Origin of the sequence: Saccharopolyspora ipomoeae (assembly GCF_029952525.1) — a bacterium.
Lineage (GTDB): Bacteria > Actinomycetota > Actinomycetes > Mycobacteriales > Pseudonocardiaceae > Saccharopolyspora > Saccharopolyspora ipomoeae.
Window position 1 is genome coordinate 109,993 of sequence record NZ_JASAOF010000015.1, and the last position, 20,961, is coordinate 130,953.

The 20,961-nt window shown below is 70.8% G+C and carries 23 protein-coding genes; 18 read left to right on the plus strand and 5 right to left on the minus strand.

Annotated elements, in window-relative coordinates; translation table 11 throughout:
• Nucleotides 1–51: 51 nt before the first annotated feature.
• The 4 genes from QFW96_RS21330 (at nucleotide 52) to QFW96_RS21345 (ending at nucleotide 4,132) form a co-directional block, all read left to right on the plus strand.
• Entirely contained in the window at nucleotides 52–1,143 is a 1,092-nt protein-coding gene (locus QFW96_RS21330) for a Ppx/GppA family phosphatase (RefSeq protein WP_281457464.1), read from the plus strand.
• Complete coding sequence (locus QFW96_RS21335) at nucleotides 1,140–2,270, plus strand: hypothetical protein (protein ID WP_281457465.1); 1,131 nt, start codon at nucleotides 1,140–1,142, stop codon at nucleotides 2,268–2,270. The genes QFW96_RS21330 and QFW96_RS21335 overlap by 4 nt, the downstream gene beginning before the upstream one ends.
• A 96-nt stretch (nucleotides 2,271–2,366) precedes the next feature.
• Nucleotides 2,367–3,245: a sugar phosphate isomerase/epimerase family protein gene (locus QFW96_RS21340; RefSeq protein WP_281457466.1), complete on the plus strand. Its 879-nt coding sequence runs from the start codon at nucleotides 2,367–2,369 to the stop codon at nucleotides 3,243–3,245.
• Nucleotides 3,246–3,346: 101 nt separating this feature from the next.
• Nucleotides 3,347–4,132: a thioesterase family protein gene (locus tag QFW96_RS21345; protein ID WP_281457467.1), complete on the plus strand. Its 786-nt coding sequence runs from the start codon at nucleotides 3,347–3,349 to the stop codon at nucleotides 4,130–4,132.
• 92 nt (nucleotides 4,133–4,224) lie between these two features.
• Here QFW96_RS21345 and QFW96_RS21350 read toward each other — a convergent pair whose 3' ends face one another.
• Nucleotides 4,225–5,853, minus strand: coding sequence for a long-chain fatty acid--CoA ligase (locus QFW96_RS21350; RefSeq protein ID WP_281457468.1), 1,629 nt, complete (start codon nucleotides 5,851–5,853; stop codon nucleotides 4,225–4,227).
• A gap of 137 nt (nucleotides 5,854–5,990) precedes the next feature.
• On the opposite strand from QFW96_RS21350, the gene proC reads away from it, so the two are divergent.
• The 6 genes from proC to QFW96_RS21380 all read left to right on the plus strand — a co-directional run bounded on the left by proC (nucleotide 5,991) and on the right by QFW96_RS21380 (nucleotide 10,281).
• Nucleotides 5,991–6,803 carry a pyrroline-5-carboxylate reductase gene (gene proC, locus QFW96_RS21355; protein ID WP_281457469.1) on the plus strand — a complete coding sequence of 271 codons (813 nt, stop codon included), beginning with the start codon at nucleotides 5,991–5,993 and terminating at the stop codon, nucleotides 6,801–6,803.
• A gap of 316 nt (nucleotides 6,804–7,119) precedes the next feature.
• Nucleotides 7,120–7,344 carry a helix-turn-helix domain-containing protein gene (locus QFW96_RS21360; RefSeq protein ID WP_281457470.1) on the plus strand — a complete coding sequence of 75 codons (225 nt, stop codon included), beginning with the start codon at nucleotides 7,120–7,122 and terminating at the stop codon, nucleotides 7,342–7,344.
• A 181-nt stretch (nucleotides 7,345–7,525) separates the two neighbouring features.
• Nucleotides 7,526–7,627 (plus strand): 30S ribosomal protein bS22, encoded by a 102-nt coding sequence (locus QFW96_RS21365; RefSeq protein WP_010241351.1) that lies wholly within the window; start codon nucleotides 7,526–7,528, stop codon nucleotides 7,625–7,627.
• A gap of 145 nt (nucleotides 7,628–7,772) precedes the next feature.
• Nucleotides 7,773–8,807 (plus strand): NAD-dependent epimerase/dehydratase family protein, encoded by a 1,035-nt coding sequence (locus QFW96_RS21370; protein WP_281457471.1) that lies wholly within the window; start codon nucleotides 7,773–7,775, stop codon nucleotides 8,805–8,807.
• 14 nt (nucleotides 8,808–8,821) lie between these two features.
• On the plus strand, nucleotides 8,822–9,730 hold the full coding sequence (locus tag QFW96_RS21375) for a lysophospholipid acyltransferase family protein (RefSeq protein WP_281457472.1): 909 nt from the start codon (nucleotides 8,822–8,824) through the stop codon (nucleotides 9,728–9,730).
• Between the two features lie 140 nt (nucleotides 9,731–9,870).
• Complete coding sequence (locus QFW96_RS21380; RefSeq protein ID WP_281457473.1) at nucleotides 9,871–10,281, plus strand: VOC family protein; 411 nt, start codon at nucleotides 9,871–9,873, stop codon at nucleotides 10,279–10,281.
• 2 nt (nucleotides 10,282–10,283) lie between these two features.
• Here QFW96_RS21380 and QFW96_RS21385 read toward each other — a convergent pair whose 3' ends face one another.
• Together QFW96_RS21385 and QFW96_RS21390 are read right to left on the minus strand one after the other, a co-directional pair.
• Complete coding sequence (locus QFW96_RS21385) at nucleotides 10,284–11,171, minus strand: HAD family hydrolase (protein WP_281457508.1); 888 nt, start codon at nucleotides 11,169–11,171, stop codon at nucleotides 10,284–10,286.
• Between the two features lie 297 nt (nucleotides 11,172–11,468).
• A complete protein-coding gene (locus tag QFW96_RS21390) occupies nucleotides 11,469–12,161 on the minus strand; it encodes a sigma-70 family RNA polymerase sigma factor (RefSeq protein WP_281457474.1) in 693 nt (230 codons plus the stop codon).
• 410 nt (nucleotides 12,162–12,571) lie between these two features.
• On the opposite strand from QFW96_RS21390, the gene QFW96_RS21395 reads away from it, so the two are divergent.
• From QFW96_RS21395 to QFW96_RS21430, 8 genes are all read left to right on the plus strand, one after another.
• On the plus strand, nucleotides 12,572–12,808 hold the full coding sequence (locus QFW96_RS21395; RefSeq protein ID WP_281457475.1) for a glutaredoxin family protein: 237 nt from the start codon (nucleotides 12,572–12,574) through the stop codon (nucleotides 12,806–12,808).
• A gap of 253 nt (nucleotides 12,809–13,061) precedes the next feature.
• Complete coding sequence (locus tag QFW96_RS21400; protein ID WP_425524780.1) at nucleotides 13,062–14,057, plus strand: redox-sensing transcriptional repressor Rex; 996 nt, start codon at nucleotides 13,062–13,064, stop codon at nucleotides 14,055–14,057.
• Nucleotides 14,054–15,439 carry a glutamyl-tRNA reductase gene (locus QFW96_RS21405; protein WP_281457477.1) on the plus strand — a complete coding sequence of 462 codons (1,386 nt, stop codon included), beginning with the start codon at nucleotides 14,054–14,056 and terminating at the stop codon, nucleotides 15,437–15,439. Before QFW96_RS21400 ends, QFW96_RS21405 begins: the two co-directional genes overlap by 4 nt.
• Nucleotides 15,436–16,374: a hydroxymethylbilane synthase gene (hemC, locus tag QFW96_RS21410; protein WP_281457478.1), complete on the plus strand. Its 939-nt coding sequence runs from the start codon at nucleotides 15,436–15,438 to the stop codon at nucleotides 16,372–16,374. The genes QFW96_RS21405 and hemC overlap by 4 nt, the downstream gene beginning before the upstream one ends.
• A gap of 14 nt (nucleotides 16,375–16,388) precedes the next feature.
• Nucleotides 16,389–17,921 (plus strand): bifunctional uroporphyrinogen-III C-methyltransferase/uroporphyrinogen-III synthase, encoded by a 1,533-nt coding sequence (locus QFW96_RS21415; protein ID WP_281457479.1) that lies wholly within the window; start codon nucleotides 16,389–16,391, stop codon nucleotides 17,919–17,921.
• Between the two features lie 271 nt (nucleotides 17,922–18,192).
• Nucleotides 18,193–19,206, plus strand: coding sequence for a porphobilinogen synthase (gene hemB, locus QFW96_RS21420; protein WP_281457480.1), 1,014 nt, complete (start codon nucleotides 18,193–18,195; stop codon nucleotides 19,204–19,206).
• Nucleotides 19,203–19,778, plus strand: coding sequence for a hypothetical protein (locus tag QFW96_RS21425; protein WP_281457481.1), 576 nt, complete (start codon nucleotides 19,203–19,205; stop codon nucleotides 19,776–19,778). The genes hemB and QFW96_RS21425 overlap by 4 nt, the downstream gene beginning before the upstream one ends.
• Before the next feature lie 44 nt (nucleotides 19,779–19,822).
• Nucleotides 19,823–20,353: a hypothetical protein gene (locus QFW96_RS21430; RefSeq protein ID WP_281457482.1), complete on the plus strand. Its 531-nt coding sequence runs from the start codon at nucleotides 19,823–19,825 to the stop codon at nucleotides 20,351–20,353.
• A 16-nt stretch (nucleotides 20,354–20,369) separates the two neighbouring features.
• On the opposite strand, the gene QFW96_RS30265 is transcribed toward QFW96_RS21430, so the two are convergent.
• On the minus strand, nucleotides 20,370–20,489 hold the full coding sequence (locus QFW96_RS30265; protein ID WP_485119554.1) for a VapC50 family PIN domain-containing toxin: 120 nt from the start codon (nucleotides 20,487–20,489) through the stop codon (nucleotides 20,370–20,372).
• On the minus strand, nucleotides 20,490–20,936 hold the full coding sequence (locus QFW96_RS21435; RefSeq protein WP_281457483.1) for an excisionase family DNA-binding protein: 447 nt from the start codon (nucleotides 20,934–20,936) through the stop codon (nucleotides 20,490–20,492). It abuts the gene before it with no gap.
• Nucleotides 20,937–20,961 lie beyond the last annotated feature (25 nt).

The following is a 20,961-nucleotide window of genomic DNA, read 5'->3' on the forward strand; positions in this document are numbered from 1 at the left end:
TTCCCGCCCACCTGCAGCCCGGGGACGTGCGCAGCCGGTAATTTGTCGGTCATGCGCCTAGGGGTCCTCGACGTCGGATCCAACACCGTCCACCTGCTCGTGGTGGACGCGCACCGCGGTGCGCATCCGACCCCGATGACATCGGAGAAGACCGTCCTGCGACTCGCCGAGCGGATCGGCGCGCAGGGCGGCCGACTCGCCGACGACGACGCGGACGCGCTGATCCGGACGATCGCCGACGCGCAGGAAGCGGCCGTGGCCGCCGGGTGCGAGGAGCTGATGGCCTTCGCGACCTCGGCGATCCGCGACGCGGACAACGCCGTGGAGGTCCTGGACCGGCTGCGCGCCGAGACCGGCGTCGAGCTGGAGGTGCTGCCGGGCGAGGACGAGGCCCGCTACACCTTCCTCGCGGCCCGCCGCTGGTACGGCTGGTCGGCGGGCAACCTGCTGCTGCTCGACATCGGCGGCGGTTCGCTGGAGATGGCGCTGGGCATCGACGAGCAGCCCGACCTGGCCGTCTCGCTGCCGCTGGGCGCTGGCCGGATGAGCCGCACGATGCTGCACGACCCGCCGAAGCAGGACGAGATCAAGAAGGCGCGCGAGTGGCTGGAGGGCCAGCTGGCGCCGACCGCGAAGAAGTTCCGCAAGCTCGCCCGCCCGGACCGCGTGGTGGCGACGTCGAAGACGTTCCGCTCGCTGGCCCGGCTGACCGGTTCCGCGCCGTCCTCGGCGGGCCAGCGCGTGCCGCGCAAGCTCACCGACACGGGGTTGCGGCAGCTGCTGGCGTTCATCACCCGCATGTCCTCGAACGACATGGCTTCACTCGACGGTGTGAGTTCGGCTCGGGCGCACCAGCTCGTCGGCGGTGCCCTGGTCGCCGAGGCCGCGATGAAGGCCCTGGGAGTCACCGAACTCGACATCTGCCCGTGGGCGCTGCGCGAGGGAGTCATCCTTCGGCGGCTGGACCACACCAACGGAGATAGTCACACTGCGTTCAAGAGCGGCGTTCCGGTGCGTGCGGGGGGCACGGACGGGCTCGTGCCGGCGCAGGAGAATGCGTCCGGCCCGACACGGAATGAAACCGAGGCACCGGTGGACGGAACTGGACTGCAACCGCGGCACGGGGCACGGTGGGAACGATGAGTCGGGACAGCGGGGCGGACCAGCCCACCCAGCGCACCGTGGCAGAGCTGCTGGCCGAGTACGGCGGCAGCTCCGACAAGAGCTCCCGGCGCCGGCGCAGGAAGGCCGAGGACCCGACCGAGACCGCGCCGCAGGAGATCATCAACCGCGTCCTGTCGGACAGCGGTCAGATGCGCGCGGTCAACCCGGACGAGGAGGCCCCGGCGAGCCGCAGGCACGGCGGGCAGCCGCCGCAGACACCTCCGGCCCCGGCACCCCAGGCCCCCCAGGGACAGGCACCTCAGGCTCAGCCGCCTCAGTCGCAGGTACCACCGCCTGCGGCCCCGCCCGCGGCGCAGCAGCCGCCGCAGGCTCCTCCGGCAGCGCCGCAGCCGCCCGCGCGCCCGGCACCGGAGACCCCGGCCGAGTCCGGGCCGCAGCCCGGCAGCGCCGGCTACTGGGCGCAGCGCTTCGGCAGCGCCGGTGGCGCGTCCGCCTCCCCGGCGCCGTCCGCGCCGAGCACCGACGCCGAGGCGACGATCCGGCAGCCCGCGCTGCCGGCGCCGCCCCCGTCCGGACCGGCCGCCGGACCGGCCGCCGGACCTGTTGCCGGTCCGCCGATGGCTCCGGCCGGACCGCCGCAGCTGCCGGAGAGCTTCACGGAGCAGCTCCCGCGCATCGACGGCGGCGTCGGCGCCTACCCGGCGCAGGCCGAGCCCGAGTCCGACCCGTACGACTTCGACGATCAGAGCCTCGCCGAGGGCGGCTACGAGCAGGCCCCCTACGAGCAGCCGTACGACCAGTCCTACGACGAGGACTACGACCTCTCGGCGCCCGCCGGGCTCGACGACGACTACGACCCGGACGAGGGCGACCGGCCGCCGTCGGCGGGCAAGGAGTGGGGCACGCTGGCCCTGCAGGGCGTCCTCGGCCTGGTCGGCGGCGGTGCGGTGTGGGTCGGCTTCCGCTGGTTGTGGATCAACGCGACGATCGCCGCGTTCGGCGCGGCACTGGTGTTCACCGGCCTTTTGGTGCTCGTTGCGTGGAAGTTCTTCCGCACCAACGATCTGCAGACCATCCTGCTGTCGGTGCTGGTGGGCCTGTTCTGCACGGTGTCGCCCGCGGCGCTGCTGCTGATCAACCAATGAGAGGTCGTCGGTGTTGGCTCGGACAGGTGATGTGAACGTCCGGACGCCAGACCGCTGCGCAACCGCTCCACGACCGTCGGTCATGCTTGGTACGAGATGACTGGACAACCAACCCGACCCGAGCGGCAGGACGCCCCCGACCGGATACCGGTGGGGCTGTCCAGCGCCTCGGTGTGGCCGCAGCCGGCGCGCGCGGCCTTCGAGATGTCGGCGGACCTCGGTTTCGACGGGGTCGAGGTGATGGTCTGGGCCGACGCGGTCAGCCAGGACGTCAAGGCGCTGAGCCGCCTGTCCCAGCAGCACGGGGTCCCGGTCCTGGCCGTGCACGCGCCCTGCCTGCTGATCACGCAGCGCGTGTGGTCGCCGGAACCCGAGGAGCGGCTGCGCAAGGCCGTGGTGGCGGCCTCCGAGCTGGGTGCCTCGACGGTCGTGGTGCACCCGCCGTTCCGCTGGCAGCGCCGCTACGCCGAGGCGTTCCCGGAACTGGTGGAGGAGCTGGAGGAGACCAGCGGCATCAAGATCGCGGTGGAGAACATGTTCCCGCTGCGCCCGCCGAACTCGCTGAACCGGCTGCGCACCGCCCGGTCGTCCGGGGCCAAGGGCAACGGCGGGCTGTCGGCGTTCAAGCCCTCGCCGGACCCGACCGACGTGGGCTTCCGGAACTACACCCTGGACCTCTCGCACGCGGCAGCCGCGCACGTCGACGCGATCGAGCTGCTCAAGCGGATGAGCAGCGGGCTCGCCCACGTGCACCTGGCCGACGGCACCGGGGCAGCGCACGACGAGCACCTGCTGCCGGGTCAGGGGAGCCAGCCGTGCGCCGAGGTGTGCGAGGCGCTGGCGGCCGACGGCTACGAGGGCTCGGTCGTGCTGGAGGTCAACACCCGCAAGGCCAAGAATCCCCAGCAACGAGCCGATCTCCTGGCCGAAGCCCTGCTCTTCGCCCGTCTGCACCTCGAACCGCTGGGCACTTAGGGCCGCTAACCGACGCCTGATGATCAACTTCGGCGGCGGTCATTAGAATCCTCGATCATGAACTCGTTGCGCGCAGTGGGCTTTCGACCGGTGGACCCCACGTGACCGAGGTCCAGGACTCGTTCTCCGCGGCCACCTCGGTGCGTTCGCTCGGCGACGGCAGTTACGTCGCGAACCTCCACCCCGACTGGGCTGTCGGGGACAACCCGCACGGCGGCTACCTGCTGGCACTGCTCACCAGAGCGGTCTGCGACGGCACCGGGTTGGAACCGCTGTCGATCAGCGCGCAGTACCTGCGGCCGCCGCGCGTCGGTCCGGTGATGATCCGGCTGCAACCGCTCAAGACCGGCAAGACCGTCACCGTCGTGCGCGCGTCCCTGGAGCAGCGCGGGCAGGTGTGCGTCGACGCCACGGTCACCGCCGGGCGGATGCCCGCGGCCGAACCGGAGTGGTCGGACCTGCCGTCGATGCCGGTGAACCCGCCGCCGGACGCCGTCGACCTGAGCCAGTCGACGCGGTTCTTCCACCTCGCAGAGGTCTGCGACATGCGGCTGGACCCGAACAACGCCGAGTTCCTCAACGGCGGCACCGGCGAGCCCCGCTACCGGATGTGGGTCAAACCGCGCGACGGCCACCCGGACCTGCTGTTCGGCCTGGTCGCGGGTGACCTCACCGTCCCGGTGACGCTGAACCTGGGCCGCTTCGGCTGGGCCCCCACGGTCCAGCTGACCGCCTACCTGCGCGCGCACCCGGCCAACGGCTGGCTGCGGATGTTCGTCGACTGCCGCGCCGTCCACGGCCAGTGGTTCGACGAGGACGTCCAGGTCGTCGACTCGGTGGGCCGCCTCATCTGCCAATCCCGCCAACTCGCCCTCTCCCCCTCCTGACCGGTGCACCCGGACTGACCGGGGACCCCGATTTCAATGGAAATCAGGTCCACGACTTCCGTTGAAATCGGGTCCCTCCCCGGGTGCGCGGGTCAGGTGAGGTGGATGACGTCGAGAGCGCCTTCGGCGTGGTGCTGGCGGAGGCGCTTCTTGTCGAACTTGCCGACGCTGGTCTTGGGGGCCTCGGTGATGAAGGTCCAGTACTCCGGGAGCTGCCAGTTCGCGACCGAGCCGGTGAGGAACTCGCGGAGCTCGGCGGCGTCGGCGGTCTGACCCTCGCGCAGCACCACCGCCACCAGCGGGCGCTCCGACCACTTCTCGTCGGGGACGCCGATGACCATCGCCTCGGCCACCGCCGGATGGGCCATGACCTGGTTCTCCAGCTCCACCGAGGAGATCCACTCGCCGCCGGACTTGATCACGTCCTTGGCCCGGTCGGTCAGGTGCAGGAAGCCCTCCGGCGTCAGGAACCCGACATCACCGGTGCGCAGCCAGCCGTCGTGGAACTTCTCCGGGTCGTCGTCGCCGTAGTAGGCCTTGGCCACCCACGGGCCGCGAACCTCCAGCTCACCGACGCTCTGCCCGTCCCACTGCAGGATCCGGCCGTCGTCGCCGACCAGCCGCCCCTCCACCGAGGCGGGCAGCCGGCCCTGGCTCTCCCGGTAGGCCCACACGTCCTCGCCGGTGGCCGCGGCCGGCGGCCGGGCGAGGCTGCCCAGCGGGGACGTCTCGGTCATGCCCCAGGCGTGCACGACGGTGATGCCGTAGCGCTCCTGGAAGGTCCGCATCATCGCGGGCGGGCAGGCCGATCCGCCGATCACGACCTCGTGCATCGAGGAGATGTCGCGCGGGTTCGCGTCGAGCTCGGCGAGCACGCCCTGCCAGATCGTGGGCACCGCGGCCGCCATCGTCGGGCGCTCGGCGGCCATCATCGTCACCAGCGGCTCGGGCTGCAGGAACCGGTCCGGCATGATCATCGAGGCGCCGACCATGAACGCCGCGTAGGGCAGGCCCCACGACATCGCGTGGAACATCGGCACGACCGCCAGGCCCCGGTCGCCCTGCCGCAGGCCCATGCCGTCGGTCATGCAGACCTGCATCGAGTGCAGGTAGATCGAGCGGTGCGAGTAGACGACGCCCTTGGGGTTGGCGGTGGTCCCGGACGTGTAGCACATGGCCGCCGCCGAGCGCTCGTCCAGCTCGGGCCAGTCGAACTCGTCGGGCTGCCCGGCGAGGAGCTCGGCGTAGCCGTGCACCTCGACCCCGGGCGGGGCCTCCAGCGCCGCCGCGTCACCGCCGACCACGACGACGTGCCGGACGGTCTTCATGTCCGGCAGCAGCTTCCCGAACAGCGGCAGCAGCGTGCGGTCGACCAGCACCACGTGGTCCTCGGCGTGGTTGGCGACGTAGACGACCTGCTCCGGGAACAGGCGGATGTTGAGGGTGTGCAGCACCGCGCCCATCGACGGCACCGCGAGGTACGCGGCGAGGTGCTCGGCGTTGTTCCACATGAACGTGCCGACGCGGTGGTCACCGGTGACGCCGAGGCCGCGCAGGGCGTGGGCCAGGCGAGCGGCGTCCCGGCCGACCTCGGCGTAGTCGCTGCGCCGAGCCCCGTCCCCGGTCCAGGTGACGACCTCGGCGGAGGCGCCGTGCGGGCCGGAGCCCTGCCGCAGGATCCGGGCGATCGAGAGGGGGCCGTCGTTCATCGTGCTCAACATGGTCGAAGCTCCTTCGGGTGGGGATCGCTCGGTGTGGCGGGGTGAAAGACCTTCGGTTGTGGTGCAAGACACAGTATCTTCCAGGTCAGGTCAACGGGAGGGCTCGACACGCAGCGTGGTCTGGCACCCTGAGGCGCATGACGACCATCGCCGTGCTCGGAGCCGGGAAGATCGGAGAAGCCCTGCTCTCGGGCCTGATCAAGGCAGGCCGGGCCCCGTCCGACCTGCTGTTCACCGAGCGCTTCCCGACCCGGGCCGAGGAGCTGACCAAGACCTACGGCATCTCGCACGTGGACGTGCCCGCGGCGGTGGAGCGCGCGGACGTCATCGTGGTCGCGGTCAAGCCGCAGGACATCGAGCCGCTGCTGGACGAGGTGGCGCCGAAGATCCCGTCGGGCAAGCTGGTCGTCTCGCTGTGCGCGGGCCTGCCGACGAAGCTGTTCGAGCGCCGGTTGCCGGAGGGCACGGCGGTCGTGCGGGTCATGCCGAACACGCCGATGCTGGTCGGCGAGGCGATGGCCGCCATCTCCGGCGGTGCGCACGCCGAGGAGCACCACCTGGACCTGGTCGAGGAGCTGCTGGGCAGCGTCGGCAAGGTCGCCCGGGTCCCGGAGAGCCAGCAGGACGCGGTCACCGCGCTGTCCGGATCGGGTCCGGCGTACTTCTTCTACCTGGTCGAGGCCATGATCGACGCCGGGATCCTGCTGGGCATCCCGCGCGCCACGGCCGCCGACCTCATCGTCCAGTCCGCGGTCGGGGCGGCCGCCATGCTCCGCGAGGGCGACGGCCACCCGGTGATGCTCCGCGAGGCGGTCACCTCCCCGGCGGGCACCACGATCGCGGGAATCCGCGAACTGGAGAAGCACGGAGTCCGCGCAGCCCTCATCGACGCCATCGAAGCGGCCCGAGACCGCTCGGTAGAGCTCGGCAAGGCCCACGAGGAGCACTGACGTCAGGCAAGCACCGGAGGTGCTTTCTCCTTACCCCACCTGAGCAACCGGCACCGCCGCGGGTTCTGGGCGCCTTCGTGGCGAGTACGCCGTGACGCCGTGTATCGGCATACATAAGGAGCGGCGCACGGAGTCCACGGAGGCGCTCAGGTTCCGCTACTGGCACCGCCAAGCAGAGTGAGCACGTACCGCCCCTCGCAAAAAAGTCAACTCAACAATCTCGCTGTGTCCCGTTAGTCTCGGTGGAGCACGTGCGTGAGGTTTCCGGCGGAGGGGAAGCCGCCGGGGGCGACACGTGCGAAGGGCACGGTGAAGCATGTCTGCGAACTCCGAACCCAGCCAGCAGGCGCCTCCCAACATGGGTCAGGTGCGGTTCCTCACCGTCGCCGAGGTGGCCAAGCTGATGCGGGTCTCGAAGATGACCGTCTACCGGCTCGTGCACGCCGGTGAGCTGCCCGCGGCGCGGGTGGGGCGCTCGTTCCGGGTCGCCGAGAAGGACGTCCACGCCTACCTCGAGCACGCCTACTACGACGCGGGATGAGCCGACCGCGATGATCACCCCCAGGTGCGCCCGGGGGTGATCGAATCGCGCTTGCCGGACCACGGCGGCAGCCCCGAGACCAGGGCGGGTAAAGTTTTGGGTTGGTCGTGCCTGACGCGCTCCTGGCAGCTGCTCCGGCACGGAAGACGTTCGAACCGCCGTCAAGAGTGAAGGAGTCCGCATGGGCTCGGTCATCAAGAAGCGCCGCAAGCGTATGTCCAAGAAGAAGCACCGCAAGCTGCTTCGCAAGACGCGCGTCCAGCGTCGCAAGTTGGGCAAGTGATGTGAGAACCGCCGTCGACCACTGGAGTCGACGGCGGTTTTTCTTGCACGACCCCGCTTGGTAACGCCCGGTCAACCCGGTCGGGGGCGGGTGCGCCTGTAGCATCGATCTCGGGCGGCACTCCTTCGACTGCGCGGGGTGACTAATGGGGCCGAACGTCGTGCTGGTGACGGGTGTGAGCCGCTTCCTGGGCGGACACCTGGCGGCGCGGCTGGCGGCGAACCCGGCGATCGACCGGGTGCTGGGGGTCGACACCGTCCAACCCGGTCGCGACCTGCTGCGGCGGATGGGGCGCACCGAGTTCGTGCGCGCCGACATCCGGAACCCGCTGATCAGCAAGGTCATCAACAACGCCGGGGTGGACACCGTGGTGCACGCGGCGATCAACACGCACACGGGTCCGGGCGGGCGCGCGACGCTCAAGGAGATGAACGTCATCGGCAGCATGCAGCTGCTCGCCGCCTGCCAGCAGTCTCCCCGGGTCCGCAAGGTCGTGGTGCGCTCCACCTGCGCCGTCTACGGGTCGAGCTCGCGGGATCCCGCCGTGTTCACCGAGGACGTCGAGCCCAAGGACCTGCCCTCGTCCGGCTACGCCAAGGACGCGGTCGAGATCGAGGGCTACGTGCGGGGTTTCGGCCGCCGCAGGCCCGACGTGGACATCACCACGCTGCGGTTCTCCAACCTGATCGGCCCGCGCATCGACGCGATGCTGGCCCGCTACTTCATGCTCCCGGTGGTGCCCACCGTCCTCGGCTTCGACGCGCGCTTCCAGCTGCTGCACTCCGAGGACGCGCTGGCCGTGCTGGAGCGCGCGACGCTCGGGGACAAGACCGGCGTCTACAACGTCGCCGGAGACGGGGTGCTGATGCTGTCCCAGGCGATCCGCCGCGCGGGCCGGGTGGCGCTGCCGCTGCCGAGCATGTCCGTCCCGGCCGTGACGCAGCTGTTCCGCAGCGCCCGGCTGGTCGACTTCTCCCCGGAGCAGCTGCGCTTCCTCAACTTCGGCCGGGTGGTGGACGCCACACGTCTCCGTGAGACCTTCGGGTACACCCCGCGCTGGACCACCCAGCAGGCGTTCGACGACTTCGTGCGCGGTCGCGGACTCCGCCCCGTGGTGGAGCCGGACAACATCATGGCGCTGGAACGGCGCGCCGGGGAACTGCTTTCCAGACTGCGGTGAGAGACGGAGGCGCGATGGCCGATGCGCAGGTGATCCCGCTGCGACCGGAGGACGGCGACCGGATCCCGCCCGTCCCCGAGGAACCGGGGTGGGAGGAGTCCGTCATCGACGTGCTCGCCTTCGCCCGCCGCCGCCTGCTCGGCGACTACCAGGTCGACGAGTTCGGCTTCGACGAGGAGCTCACCGACGAGGTGCTGCTGCGCCTGATCCGCCCCTTCTACGAGAAGTGGTTCCGGGTGGAGACCATCGGCGCGCACAACGTGCCCGAGACCGGGGCGCTGCTGGTCGCCAACCACTCCGGCACGCTGCCGTGGGACGCGCTGATGACCACCATCGCCGTGCACGACCACCACCCGGCCGAGCGGCACCTGCGGATGCTGGGCGCGGACCTGGTGTTCCGGATGCCGGTGCTGGGGCCGCTGGCCCGCAAGGCCGGGCACACGCTGGCCTGCAACCCCGACGCCGAGCGGCTGCTGACCAACGGCGAGCTCGTCGGCGTCTGGCCGGAGGGCTTCAAGGGCATCGGCAAACCGTTCAAGGACCGCTACAAGCTGCAGCGGTTCGGCCGCGGCGGCTTCGTGTCGGCCGCCCTGCGCACCGGGGCGCCGATCATCCCGTGCGCGATCGTCGGCGCCGAGGAGATCTACCCGAAGCTGGCCGATCTCAAGCCGCTCGCCCGCCTGCTGGGGCTGCCGTACTTCCCGGTGACCCCGCTGTTCCCGCACTTCGGCCCGCTGGGCGCGGTCCCGCTGCCGTCGAAGTGGTACATCGAGTTCGGCGAGCCGATCGAGACCAGCGGCTACCCGGAGGGCGCGGCCGACGACCCGATGCTGGTGTTCAGCCTCTCCGACCAGGTCCGCGAGATCATCCAGCAGACCCTCTACCGCCTGCTGTCCCAGCGCACGAACGTCTTCCTCGGCTGATATCCACCCGGTCTGATGATCCCGCCCCATCGGGCATGCAGGGGGCGCCACCGGATGTTCAGGATGTAGCTGGCCGGCGCGACGGGCGGGGATGCCGCCGCGCCGGCCCGTCCGCACCCCTACTACTGGAGGCGATTCCGGTGGCGGCGAAGCTCAACCCGTACCTGCAGTTCAACGGCGACGCCCGGCAGGCGTTGGAGTTCTACCGCTCGGTGCTCGGCGGTGACCTGGCGCTGAACACCTACGGCCAGTTCGGTCAGGCCGACGGCCCGCTCGCGGACAAGATCATGCACGGGAACCTGATCTCCGAGCTCGGGTTCACGATCATGGCGGCCGACGCGCCGCCGGACATGACACCGCAGCCCGGCAGCAACTTCTCGATCAGCATCAGCGGCGAAGCGACCGACGGCGACGCCCTCCGCGGCTACTTCGCGAAGCTCTCCGAGGGCGGCCAGGTCCACGTCCCGCTGGAGAAGCAGATGTGGGGCGACGAGTTCGGCATGTGCACCGACAGGTTCGGCATCAACTGGATGGTCGACATCTCCGGTTGAGCTCAGGAGCGGTCGCGGCGGCGGTAGGCCATGCCCGCTGCGACCGCTCCGGCCGCCGCTCCCGCGCCGAGCATGGAGTTGAGGCCGATGCGGACGGCCTTGCGGCCGGTGCGGAAGTCGCGGACCTCCCACTCGCGGGCGCGCGCGATCTCGCGGAGCCGCTGGTCCGGGTTCACCGCGACGGCCGTGCCCACCACGGACAGCATCGGGATGTCGTTGGCCGAGTCCGAGTAGGCGGTGCAGCGCCGCAGGTCCAGGCCCTCGCTGGCGGCGATCGCGCGGACCGCGTGCGCCTTGGCGCGACCGTGCAGCATCTCGCCGACGAGCCGGCCGGTGTAGATCCCGTTCTCGCTCTCCGACACCGTGCCCAGCGCGCCGGTCAGGCCCAGCCGCCGCGCGATGATCGAGGCCAGCTCGACCGGGGTCGCGGTCACCAGCCAGACCCGCTGACCGGCGTCGAGGTGCATCTGCGCGAGCGCGCGGGTGCCCGCCCAGATCCGGTCGGCCATCAGCTCGTCGTAGATCTCCTCGCTGAGGTTCACCAGCTCCTCGACGCTGCGCCCGGCCACGAACGACAGCGCCTGCTCCCGGCTGGCCTGGATGTCCTGCGGGTTCTCCCGCCCGCCGATGCGGAACTTGAGCTGCTGCCAGGCGAATCCGGCCAGGTCACCGGCGTTGAAGAACTTGCGGGCGGCCAGACCTCGGGCGAAGTGGAACAGCGAGGCGCCCATCATCATCGTGTTGTCGACGTCGAAGAACGCCGCCGCGGTCAGGTCGGGCGGCGTCGTGAGCGTGCCGTCCTGGACCGGGGCAGCGGCGACCGCGGCCTCCGCTGAGGCGCGACCCGCTACCTTCGCGCTGTCGATCTGCTCTGTGCTGGACGTGCGCATGCCGTTGTGGTCCGCGTCATCGGCCGAGCCCTGCCGTGTCGGCACCGCCGCGCCTCCCGGGTTCCTCCGGAGTGGTGATGTGCGAAGTCCGTGGTCCGATCCGACCCGCTCCGAGGATGCCGTCCGGGTCGGCGTCCTCCTAGCTTAAGACCTCGCCCGCGCCACGATTGCGCACCTACGCCGGGAACGGCAAGAACCTTGATCGTGTCGAAGCGGCGGAGCCGCTTTTTCTTCTCGGTGAGCTGTCTCGCGACCCCACCCGCACCGCCGAGCGGAGGGAGCGCGATCTCCTGAGGGCTAGCGGAGATCGTCGGGCAGGAGTTGGGCCAGTCGGCGGACCGCGCGGTGCTGCAGGGCCTTGACGGCGCCCTCGTTCCGTTGCATCGCCACGGCGGTCTCGGTCACCGAGAGGTCCTGCAGGAACCGCAGCCGGATGCATTCCCGCTGGTCGGGGTTGAGCTGGCGGATGCACTGCAGCAGCTCGCTGTTGGTGGCGTCGAGCAGCACCTGGTGCTCGGGTCCGACGTGCGAGCCCTTGGCGGGCAGGTGGTCGGTGACCTCCGAGGTGGGGATCTCCAGCCGGTTCCGGCTCGACTTGATGTGGTCGAGGATGAGGTTCTTGGCGATGGTGATGAACCAGGCGGCCACGTCGCGGCCCTGGTAGCTGATCGAGGCGATGCGCCGCAGCGCCCGCAGGAACGTCTCGCTGGTGATGTCCTCGGCCAGGCAGTGATCGCTGACCCGGAACAGCACGTACCGGTAGACGGTCTGCGAGTACTCGTCGTAGAGCCTGCCGAAGGCGTCGTTGTCGCCCTGCTGGGCCGCGCTGACGTAGGCCCAGCTGTCGGGGACGCAGTTGTCCAGGACGGTGTCCGCGATCTCCGACCAGGCGTCGGGCGTGCTCGGTGAACTCACAGGCCGTGACCGCACGTGGTGAGTGCGGCCTGCGGTGTCGGGGGCGGGGGGTGCGAGCGTCTCGGGGCTGCTCATCTCCGGCGACCTCCTGCCTTCGTTGGCTTCGCCGACTGGCGGTGGTACGGGGACGCACCGCGCCGGCAACCATGTCGTCGTGCCCGTGACGGACACCTGATCCGGGGACCGATCAGGGCCGACGGGTTGCGCCGGTACCGCTCGATCGGGCCTTCACTCGACTGGCCGACCTCCCACCGAAGTGGGCGTTGGAGCAGCAGCATACGTGTTGTTACTCAGAAGTAGGTAGTTCATTGCGGTGACGGTCCGGTCGCGTTGCGTGGCTCCCCGGCGAGATGAGCCCGATCACGCCGGGTGATTTTGGCCACGTGAGCAGGACGATCGCGCCAGTGAGCCCGGTCTCCGCCCGGTCGCGGGCTGAGTACGTTGGAGTCGCGGATTTTTTTCGAACGACCCGCCGAGGAGGCGACGTGCACGAGGTCACCGTGATCTCCCGCGAGGGCTGCCACTCCTGCGTCGACGCGATCTCCGACGTGCGCCGGATCTGCGATGAGCTGGGGGTCCCGTGGTCGGTCATCGACGTCGACGGCGACTCGGAGCTGCGCGCCGAGTACGGCGACCGGGTCCCGGTGATCTTGATCGATGGAGCCGAGCACGGTTTCTGGAAGGTCGAGGAAGAACGCCTCCGCCGAGCGCTGGGCGACTAGCCCCGATTCGGAGCCCGCGAGCCCCGTCACGTGCCCTGTACCACCCGTTTTGGCACTTCAGGGGGGTATCCGCAATGATGGCGGGGAAGGTTTGCGCCTCCGGTGCTGCGGCCCCCGCCGACTTTGTGCATGCATTCACAAATGGCTACGGTGTAAGGGTCGTGCCGCCGGAACTCCCCGCCGGAATCTCCGGCGCGGATCAGCGGATCAGGTGGTTCGGTCTCACCGCTTCCCCGGTGTTCGTCCCACCTCGATGCCGCCCGAGGGGCAGACCACCAGCAGGCGAGGGAGATCCAGCGTGACGGCCCAAGGAGCGGACGTGCCAGAAGGAGACGGGCAGAGCTCTGCCCGGACCGCTGCGTCCCCGCGGACCCCGGACGCCGACGCGACCGACGCCGCCGGCACCAACGGGAGCCAGAACAACGGCGACCAGACCACTGGCGACCAGACCAATGGGGCGGCCATCGAGGTCCCGGCCGCTCGCGAGCGCGCCCGCTCCATCCCGGAGGCGGCCGTCGCCCGGCTCGCGGTCTACCTGCGCGCCCTGTCCTCGCTCGCCGAGCAGGACATCACCACTGTCTCCAGCGAGGAGCTGGCCACCGCGGCGGGCGTGAACTCCGCCAAGCTGCGCAAGGACCTCTCCTACATCGGCTCCTACGGCACCCGCGGCGTCGGCTACGAGGTCGAGGTGCTGATCGGTCAGATCGAGCGGACGCTCGGCCTGACCCGCAAGCACAGCGTCGCCGTGGTCGGGATCGGCAACCTCGGCCACGCGCTGGCCAACTACGGCGGGTTCCCCGGCCGCGGTTTCCCGGTGTCGGCGCTGTTCGACCTCGACGACGACCTGGTCGGCGTGCCGGTCGGCGGCATCCCTGTCAGCCACATCGACGACATCGTCGACGTGTGCTCCCAGCGCGAGGTCACCATCGGCGTCATCGCCACCCCCACCCAGGGCGCGCAGGAGGTCTGCGACCGCCTGGTGGCGGGCGGCGTCACGTGCATCCTGAACTTCGCCCCGGTCGTGCTGCAGGTTCCCGAGCACGTCGAGGTGCGCAAGGTCGACTTGGCGGTGGAGATGCAGATCCTGTCGTTCCACGTGGCCCGGCGGCAGCAGGAAGCGGCCGCCTCCGGCGAAGCCGCGTCCGGTCAGGTCGCGTCCGGCCAGGTCAACGGGGCCGGTCCGCCGGGCGGCGGCGCAGGGCTCCCGGGCGAGATCGATTCGGCGAACAGGATGGTGGAACGGCTGTGAACCTGCTCACCGTCGGGATTTCCCACCACAGCGCCCCGGTCCGGGTCCTGGAGCGGGTCGCCATCAGTGGCGGGGACATCAACAAGATCCTCGACGAGCTCGTGCTCCGCGAGCACATCGCCGAGGCGTTCGTGATCTCCACCTGCAACCGGGTCGAGATCTACGCGCTGGCCGAGACCTTCCACGGCGGCCTGGACGACGTGACGGCAGTGCTGTCGCGGCACTCCGGCGCCGAGGTCGCCGAGCTGGCCGACCACCTCTACGTCTACTACGCCGGTGCCGCCGTCGAGCACCTGTTCTCGGTGTCGTCCGGGCTGGACTCGATGGTCGTCGGCGAGGCCCAGATCCTCGGCCAGCTGCGCCAGGCCTACGGCACCGCCGACGAGCGCGGCACCGTCGGCAAGACGCTGCACGAGCTGGCCCAGCAGGCGCTGCGCGTCGGCAAGCGGGTGCACAGCGAGACCGGCATCGACAACGAGGGCGCCTCGGTCGTCTCCGAGGCCCTGGCCGACGCCGAGATCGCGCTCGACGGGCTCGCGGGCAAGAACGCGCTGCTGGTCGGCGCGGGCTCGATGGGCGGCCTGACCGCCGCGCAGCTCAAGCGCGCCGGCATCGGCCGCATCGTCATCGCCAACCGCACCGCCGCCAACGGCGAGCGGCTGGCCGAGTCGCTGCGCGCCGACGGCGTGGACGCCGGGACCGCGGACCTGTCCGGCCTGGCCGAGGCGATCGCCGCCGCCGACCTGGTCGTGGCCTGCACCGGCGCGGTCGGTGCGGTGGTGACCGAGGAGGTCGTGTCGGCCGCGCTGACCGTCCGCGACGACCGTCCGCTGCTGTGCTGCGACCTCGGTCTGCCGCGCGACGTCGCCGCCGAGGTCGGCGACCTGCCCGGCGTCACCGTCGTCGACCTGGCGAGCCTGCAGCAGCGGCTGTCGGCCAAGCAGGGCGGCAACGAGTCCGACCGGGCCGCCGAGATCGTCGCCGAGGAGGTGCGCGGCTACCTCGCCGCGCAGCGCTCGGCCGAGGTGACCCCCACGGTCACCGCGCTCCGCAAGCGCGCCGCCGAGGTCGTCGACAGCGAGCTGCTGCGGCTGGACTCGCGGCTGCCCGACATCGACGCCCCGACCCGCGAGGAGCTCAGCCGCACCGTCCGCCGCGTGGTGGACAAGCTGCTGCACTCGCCGACCGTGCGCGTCAAGCAACTCGCGTCGCAGCCGGGCGGTTCCGGCTACGCCGACGCCCTCCGCGAACTCTTCGAGCTCGACCCGCAGGCCGCTGCGGTGATCGGCACCCCGCAGGCCGAGGAGAACCTCCCCGGCGGTGTCACGGTCGCCCAGGCGCTGCTGCGCGGACGAGCGGAACAGGACGGTGAGGACCGTTGAACAAGACCCTCCGCATCGGCACCCGGGGCAGCGCGCTGGCGATGGCGCAGAGCACGTGGGTCGCCGAGCAGCTGGAGGCGGCCGGTTACCCGACCCAGCTGGTGACCGTCGCGACCCCCGGTGACAAGTCGATGGCCCCGATCGCCGAGATCGGTGTCGGCGTGTTCACCTCGGCGCTGCGCGAGGCGCTCGCGGCCGACGAGGTCGACGTCGCGATCCACTCCTACAAAGACCTGCCGACCGAACCGGACCCCCGGTTGTCGCTGGCCGCCGTCCCGGTCCGGGAGGACCCGAGGGACGCGCTGGTGGCACGGGACGGTCTGACGCTCGGCGAACTGCCCCCGGGGTCCGTTGTGGGCACCGGTTCGCCGCGCCGCGCCAGTCAGCTCCGGGCCGCAGGCCTGGGGCTGGAGGTGCGCGGCATCCGCGGCAATGTGGACACCCGAATGCGCAAGGTGACCGACGGCGAGCTGGACGCCGTCGTCCTCGCCCGCGCCGGGCTGGCCCGGGTGGGCCGGCTTTCGGTGATCACGGAAACGCTCGATCCGCTGCAGATGCTGCCCGCGCCCGCCCAGGGCGCGCTCGCAGTGGAATGCCGCGTCGAAGACGTGGACACAGAGCACCTGCTGCAGTCCGTTTTGGACGATCAGGCCAGCCGCGCCGCGGTTGCCGCCGAACGCGCCGTGCTGGCCCGGCTCGAAGCCGGTTGCCACGCGCCGGTCGGTGCGCTGGCCGAGGTGGTGGAGGACCTCGACGACGACGGGCGCGTGGCGCTGCGCCTGTCCGTGCGTGGAGTGGTGGCGACAGACGACGACGTTCTGGTCCGCGCCTCCGCCACTGGTGAGACGACCGCCGCAGAGCAGCTCGGCCTGGAACTGGCCGATGAGCTGCTCGAAGCCCGGGCCGCACTGCTCAGCGGCCCCGGCAGTAGTTGATGGGGAGTGCCCTGATGACCCGAGCACGTAAGACCCCCGGACGGATTGCTTTCGTGGGCTCCGGTCCCGGTGACGCGGGACTGCTCACCGTTCGGGGCCGGGATGTGATCGCCCGCGCTTCGCTGCTGGTGACCGACCCGGACGTACCTTCCGACATCGTCGCCCTGGCCGCCGAGGGGGCGGAGGTCCGCCCCGCCGTCGGCGACCCGGCCGACGTCGCCAAGGACCTGGCCAACGAGGCCGACACCGGCCGCAACGTGGTCCGGCTCGTCGCCGGCGACCCGCTGACCGCCGACGCGGTGGTCCGCGAGACGCAGGAGGTCGCCAAGACCGAGGCGCCGTTCGACGTGATCCCCGGTGTCGCCAGCGGCAGCGCGGTTCCGGCCTACGCCGGCATCGCGCTGGGCGCGGTGCACACCGAGGTCGACGTCCGCGGTGACGCCGACTGGCCGGCGCTGGCCGGTGTGCCCGGCGCGCTGGTGCTGCACACGACCGGCAGCCACCTCGCCGAGGCGGCGTCGCGGCTGGTCGAGCACGGCCGTCCGGCGACCACCCCCGTCGCGGTGACCGCGTCCGGCACCACGGTGGCGCAGCGCACGATCGACACCACGCTGGCCTCGCTGGCCGCCGACGCCGGTGAGCTGCAGGGCCACCTGGTGGTGACGATCGGCGACATCGTCTCCGAGCGGAACAAGCTGTCCTGGTGGGAGTCCCGCGCCCTGTACGGCTGGAAGATCCTGGTGCCGCGCACCAAGGAGCAGGCCGGTGTGATGAGCGAGCGGCTGTGGTCGCACGGTGCGGTCTCGCACGAGGTGCCGACCATCTCCGTGGAGCCGCCGCGCAGCCCCGCGCAGATGGAGCGCGCGGTCAAGGGCCTGGTCGACGGCCGCTACCAGTGGGTCGTGTTCACCTCGGCGAACGCGGTCCGCGCGGTGTGGGAGAAGTTCGCGGAGTTCGGCCTGGACGCCCGCGCGTTCTCCGGTGTGAAGATCGCCTGCGTCGGCGAGGCCACCGCGGAGAAGGTGCGCGCCTTCGGCATCATCCCGGAGCTGCTGCCCTCGGGTGACCAGTCGAGCGAGGGCCTGCTGCAGGAGTTCCCGCCGCACGACGACATCCTGGACCCGGTGGACCGGGTGCTGCTGCCGCGCGCCGACATCGCCACCGAGACGCTGTCGGCGGGTCTGCAGGAGCGCGGCTGGGAGGTCGACGACGTGACGGCCTACCGGACCGTCCGCGCCGCGCCGCCGCCGGCCGAGACCCGCGAGATGATCAAGACCGGTGGTTTCGACGCGGTCTGCTTCACCTCGTCCTCCACGGTGCGCAACCTGGTCGGCATCGCGGGCAAGCCGCACGCCCGCACGCTGGTCGCCTGCATCGGCCCGAACACGGCCGAGACGGCCAAGGAGTTCGGCCTGCGCGTCGACGTCCAGCCCGAGGCCCCCAGGGTCGAGGAGCTGGTCGACGCCCTGGCGGCCCACGCGGCCCGCCTCCGCGCGGAAGGCGCTCTGCCGCCCCCGCGCAAGGCCAAGCGAGCCCGCCGCAGCTGAAGCAGCTGACCGAAGGGCGCCTCCCCACCGGGGAGGCGCCCTTCGTCATCTCCGTCCCTCGTCCCTCCGTCGAAAACCCCTCCTTGGGCGTCGTGATGGGAACAGCCTGGGTACCAGCTGGAGCCCGGCGCCGGTGGTGGTTCGCCGCGGACCTGCACCCCGTCGGTGCGGCGGTCCCGGTCACCATCCGTCGAGGCCTGCGGAGTGCGGATGGGTGGGATCGCTACGCTCGGGGGGTCACCCCGCCGAGTCTGCTTGGGGAGCCGCAGTTATGTACCCGACGAGCCGTCCCCGTCGTCTCCGCCGAAATCCGGCGGTGCGTCGTCTGGTGTCCGAGACCTCCGTGGAGCCGCGGCACCTGGTGCTGCCGATGTTCGTCCGCGAGGGCGCCACCGAGCCGTCGCCGATCTCCTCGATGCCGGGAGTCGTCCAGCACAGCCGCGATTCCCTGAAGAAGGCCGCCGTCGAGGCGGTCAGCGCGGGTGTCGGCGGGCTGATGCTCTTCGGCGTGCCGGAGGAGCACGACGCGGTCGGATCGGGCGCGGTCGACCCGGACGGCATCCTCAACGTCGCGCTGCGCGACCTGCGCGCCGAGGTCGGGGACAGCACGGTGCTGATGGCGGACCTGTGCCTGGACGAGTTCACCGACCACGGCCACTGCGGCGTGCTGGACGAGGACGGCAACGTCGACAACGACCGCACGCTGCAGATCTACGGCGAGATGGGCGTGGTGCAGGCGCAGTCCGGCGCTCACGTGGTCGCGCCCAGCGGCATGATGGACGGCCAGGTCGGTGTGATCCGCGATTCGCTGGACGCCACCGGCTACGACGACGTGTCGATCATGGCCTACTCCGCGAAGTACGCCTCGGCGTTCTTCGGCCCGTTCCGCGAGGCCGTCGACTCCCAGCTCAAGGGTGACCGCAAGACCTACCAGCAGGACCCGGCCAACGGCCGCGAAGCCCTGCGCGAAGCCGACCTCGACCTGGCCGAGGGCGCGGACGTGGTGATGGTCAAGCCCGCTCTGTCCTACTTGGACGTGCTGCGCGACATCGCCGGCGTCGCCGACGTGCCGGTCGCCGCCTACCAGGTCTCCGGCGAGTACGCGATGGTCGAGGCGGCCGTGGCGAACGGCTGGCTCGACCGGAAGCGCACCGTGCTGGAGACGCTGACGTCGATCCGCCGCGCGGGCGCCGACATCGTGCTCACCTACTGGGCGACCGAAGCGGCCCAGTGGCTTCGGGACTCGGGGTTCCAGGGCTCGGGGTTGCAGGACGCGCGCGCATGACCGGAGTGGAGCAGCAGGTGGACGCCTTCGGCCGACCCGTCAAGCAGCCCGAACCGCCGCAGCCGCCCCGGGCGCTGCAGATCGCGCGGTGGCTGTGGGTGGCCTCGGTGCTGGTCGGCGTGGTGCAGGCGTTCATCCAGCTGCTCGACCGCGAGCGGCTGATCGGCGAGCTGCGGCAGCTCCAGCCGGAGATGACCCAGACCGACCTGGACGCCGCCGCCAACAGCGGCATCATGTTCACCTTCATGTTCAAGGCGCTGACGCTGATGGTGTACGTGCTGCTGAGCAGGCGGGTGCTGGAGGCCCGCAACTGGGCCCGGGTGACGCTGACCGTGTTCGGCGCGTTCGGCGTGCTCAACGCCGTGATCACGGTGCTGACGGTGTCGCTGGTCGGCCCGGAGCTGATCGAGCAGCTCACCGGGATGGCCGTGGGCGGCTCGGACGTGGTGTTCGCGGTGCTGGTGGCCGCGGTGGAGGCCGCCGCGATCGTGTACATGTACCGGCCGGAGTCCAACCGCTTCGTCCGGGAGAACCGGGGTCACCGCCCGCAGCCGCCGCGCACCGTGCTGTGACGGTCGCGTTGGACACCCCGCCGGGGTGTTCCTAGTCTGGCCTGGTGACGCCGCCTGACGCAGTCAACCCGTACGGAGCCGCCCCGCCGCCCCCGGAAGGCTCCGGGTCGCGGCGGCCGCGCACGGTCGACTACTCGTTCTGGGCGGGCATCGCCTGCCCGATCATCGGGTTCGTGCTGCTCGCGCTGTCGTTCTCGGTGATCACCGACGCCGAGCTGGAGATGATCCTCGGCGAGGCTGGAGCGGCCGGCGGGCAGACGCTCACCCTCGACCAGGCCCGCGCGCTGTTCCGGGTGACGATGGCGATCGTGGTGGTGTTCTGCCTGATCCTGGCCGGGTTGTGGATCATGTTCCTGATCTTCATGCGCAACGGCCGCAACTGGGCCCGCATCGTGATCACGGTGGTCGGCGCCCTCTGGTTCCTGCTCACGATCCCCACGGTCATCGGCGGAGCCACCGGCGCCGTCCTGACCACCCTCGCCGCGGTCCTCCAACTCGCGGCCCTCGCAGCCACGATCATCTACGCCTACCTCACCCCCTCCAACCCCCACTTCCAACCCCGCAACTCCGTGTGATCACGGAGAGGAGTTCTCAGGTGTGCAGCGCCGCGACGGACTCGACCAGGCCGAGATCTTCGAGCCGACCGAGGATGTCGTGGATCGTGCAGGGCGGCCTCGTGCAGGAGTCGGCGATGCGCTGGACGCAGGACATCTACAGGTCCATGTCCTGGGTGAGTTGGGTGAGTTCTTCGGCTGCTTCTCGGCGGCGTTGGTCGTCTTGACGCATGTACTGGAGCACGGACTCGACCTTGACGCGCCGATGCGTGCCCACCATGCGGTAGTCGATCTCGCCTGCTTCTAGGAGGCCGATCAGGTAGGGCCGTGACACGTTGAGCATGTCGGCTGTCTGTTGCGTGGTCAGGTCGGCGCCGGCCGGGACGACGGAAACACCCTTGCCCGCGGCCATGTGCGCGAGGATCCGGGCGAAGAGTTCGACAGCGCCTCGTGGTACGACGAGCTGATCGCCGTCGTCATCCGCCAGCCGGACACTGCTCTCGTGGTGCCTGTCGAGGTAGTCGCGGATGTGCGGCAGCGCTTTGACCGCGGTGGCCGAATCGGTCTTGCTCGGCTGGATCGAGTCGAGGGCGAGCTGAGTCATGGCACCATCCCCTTCGTGTTCCTAT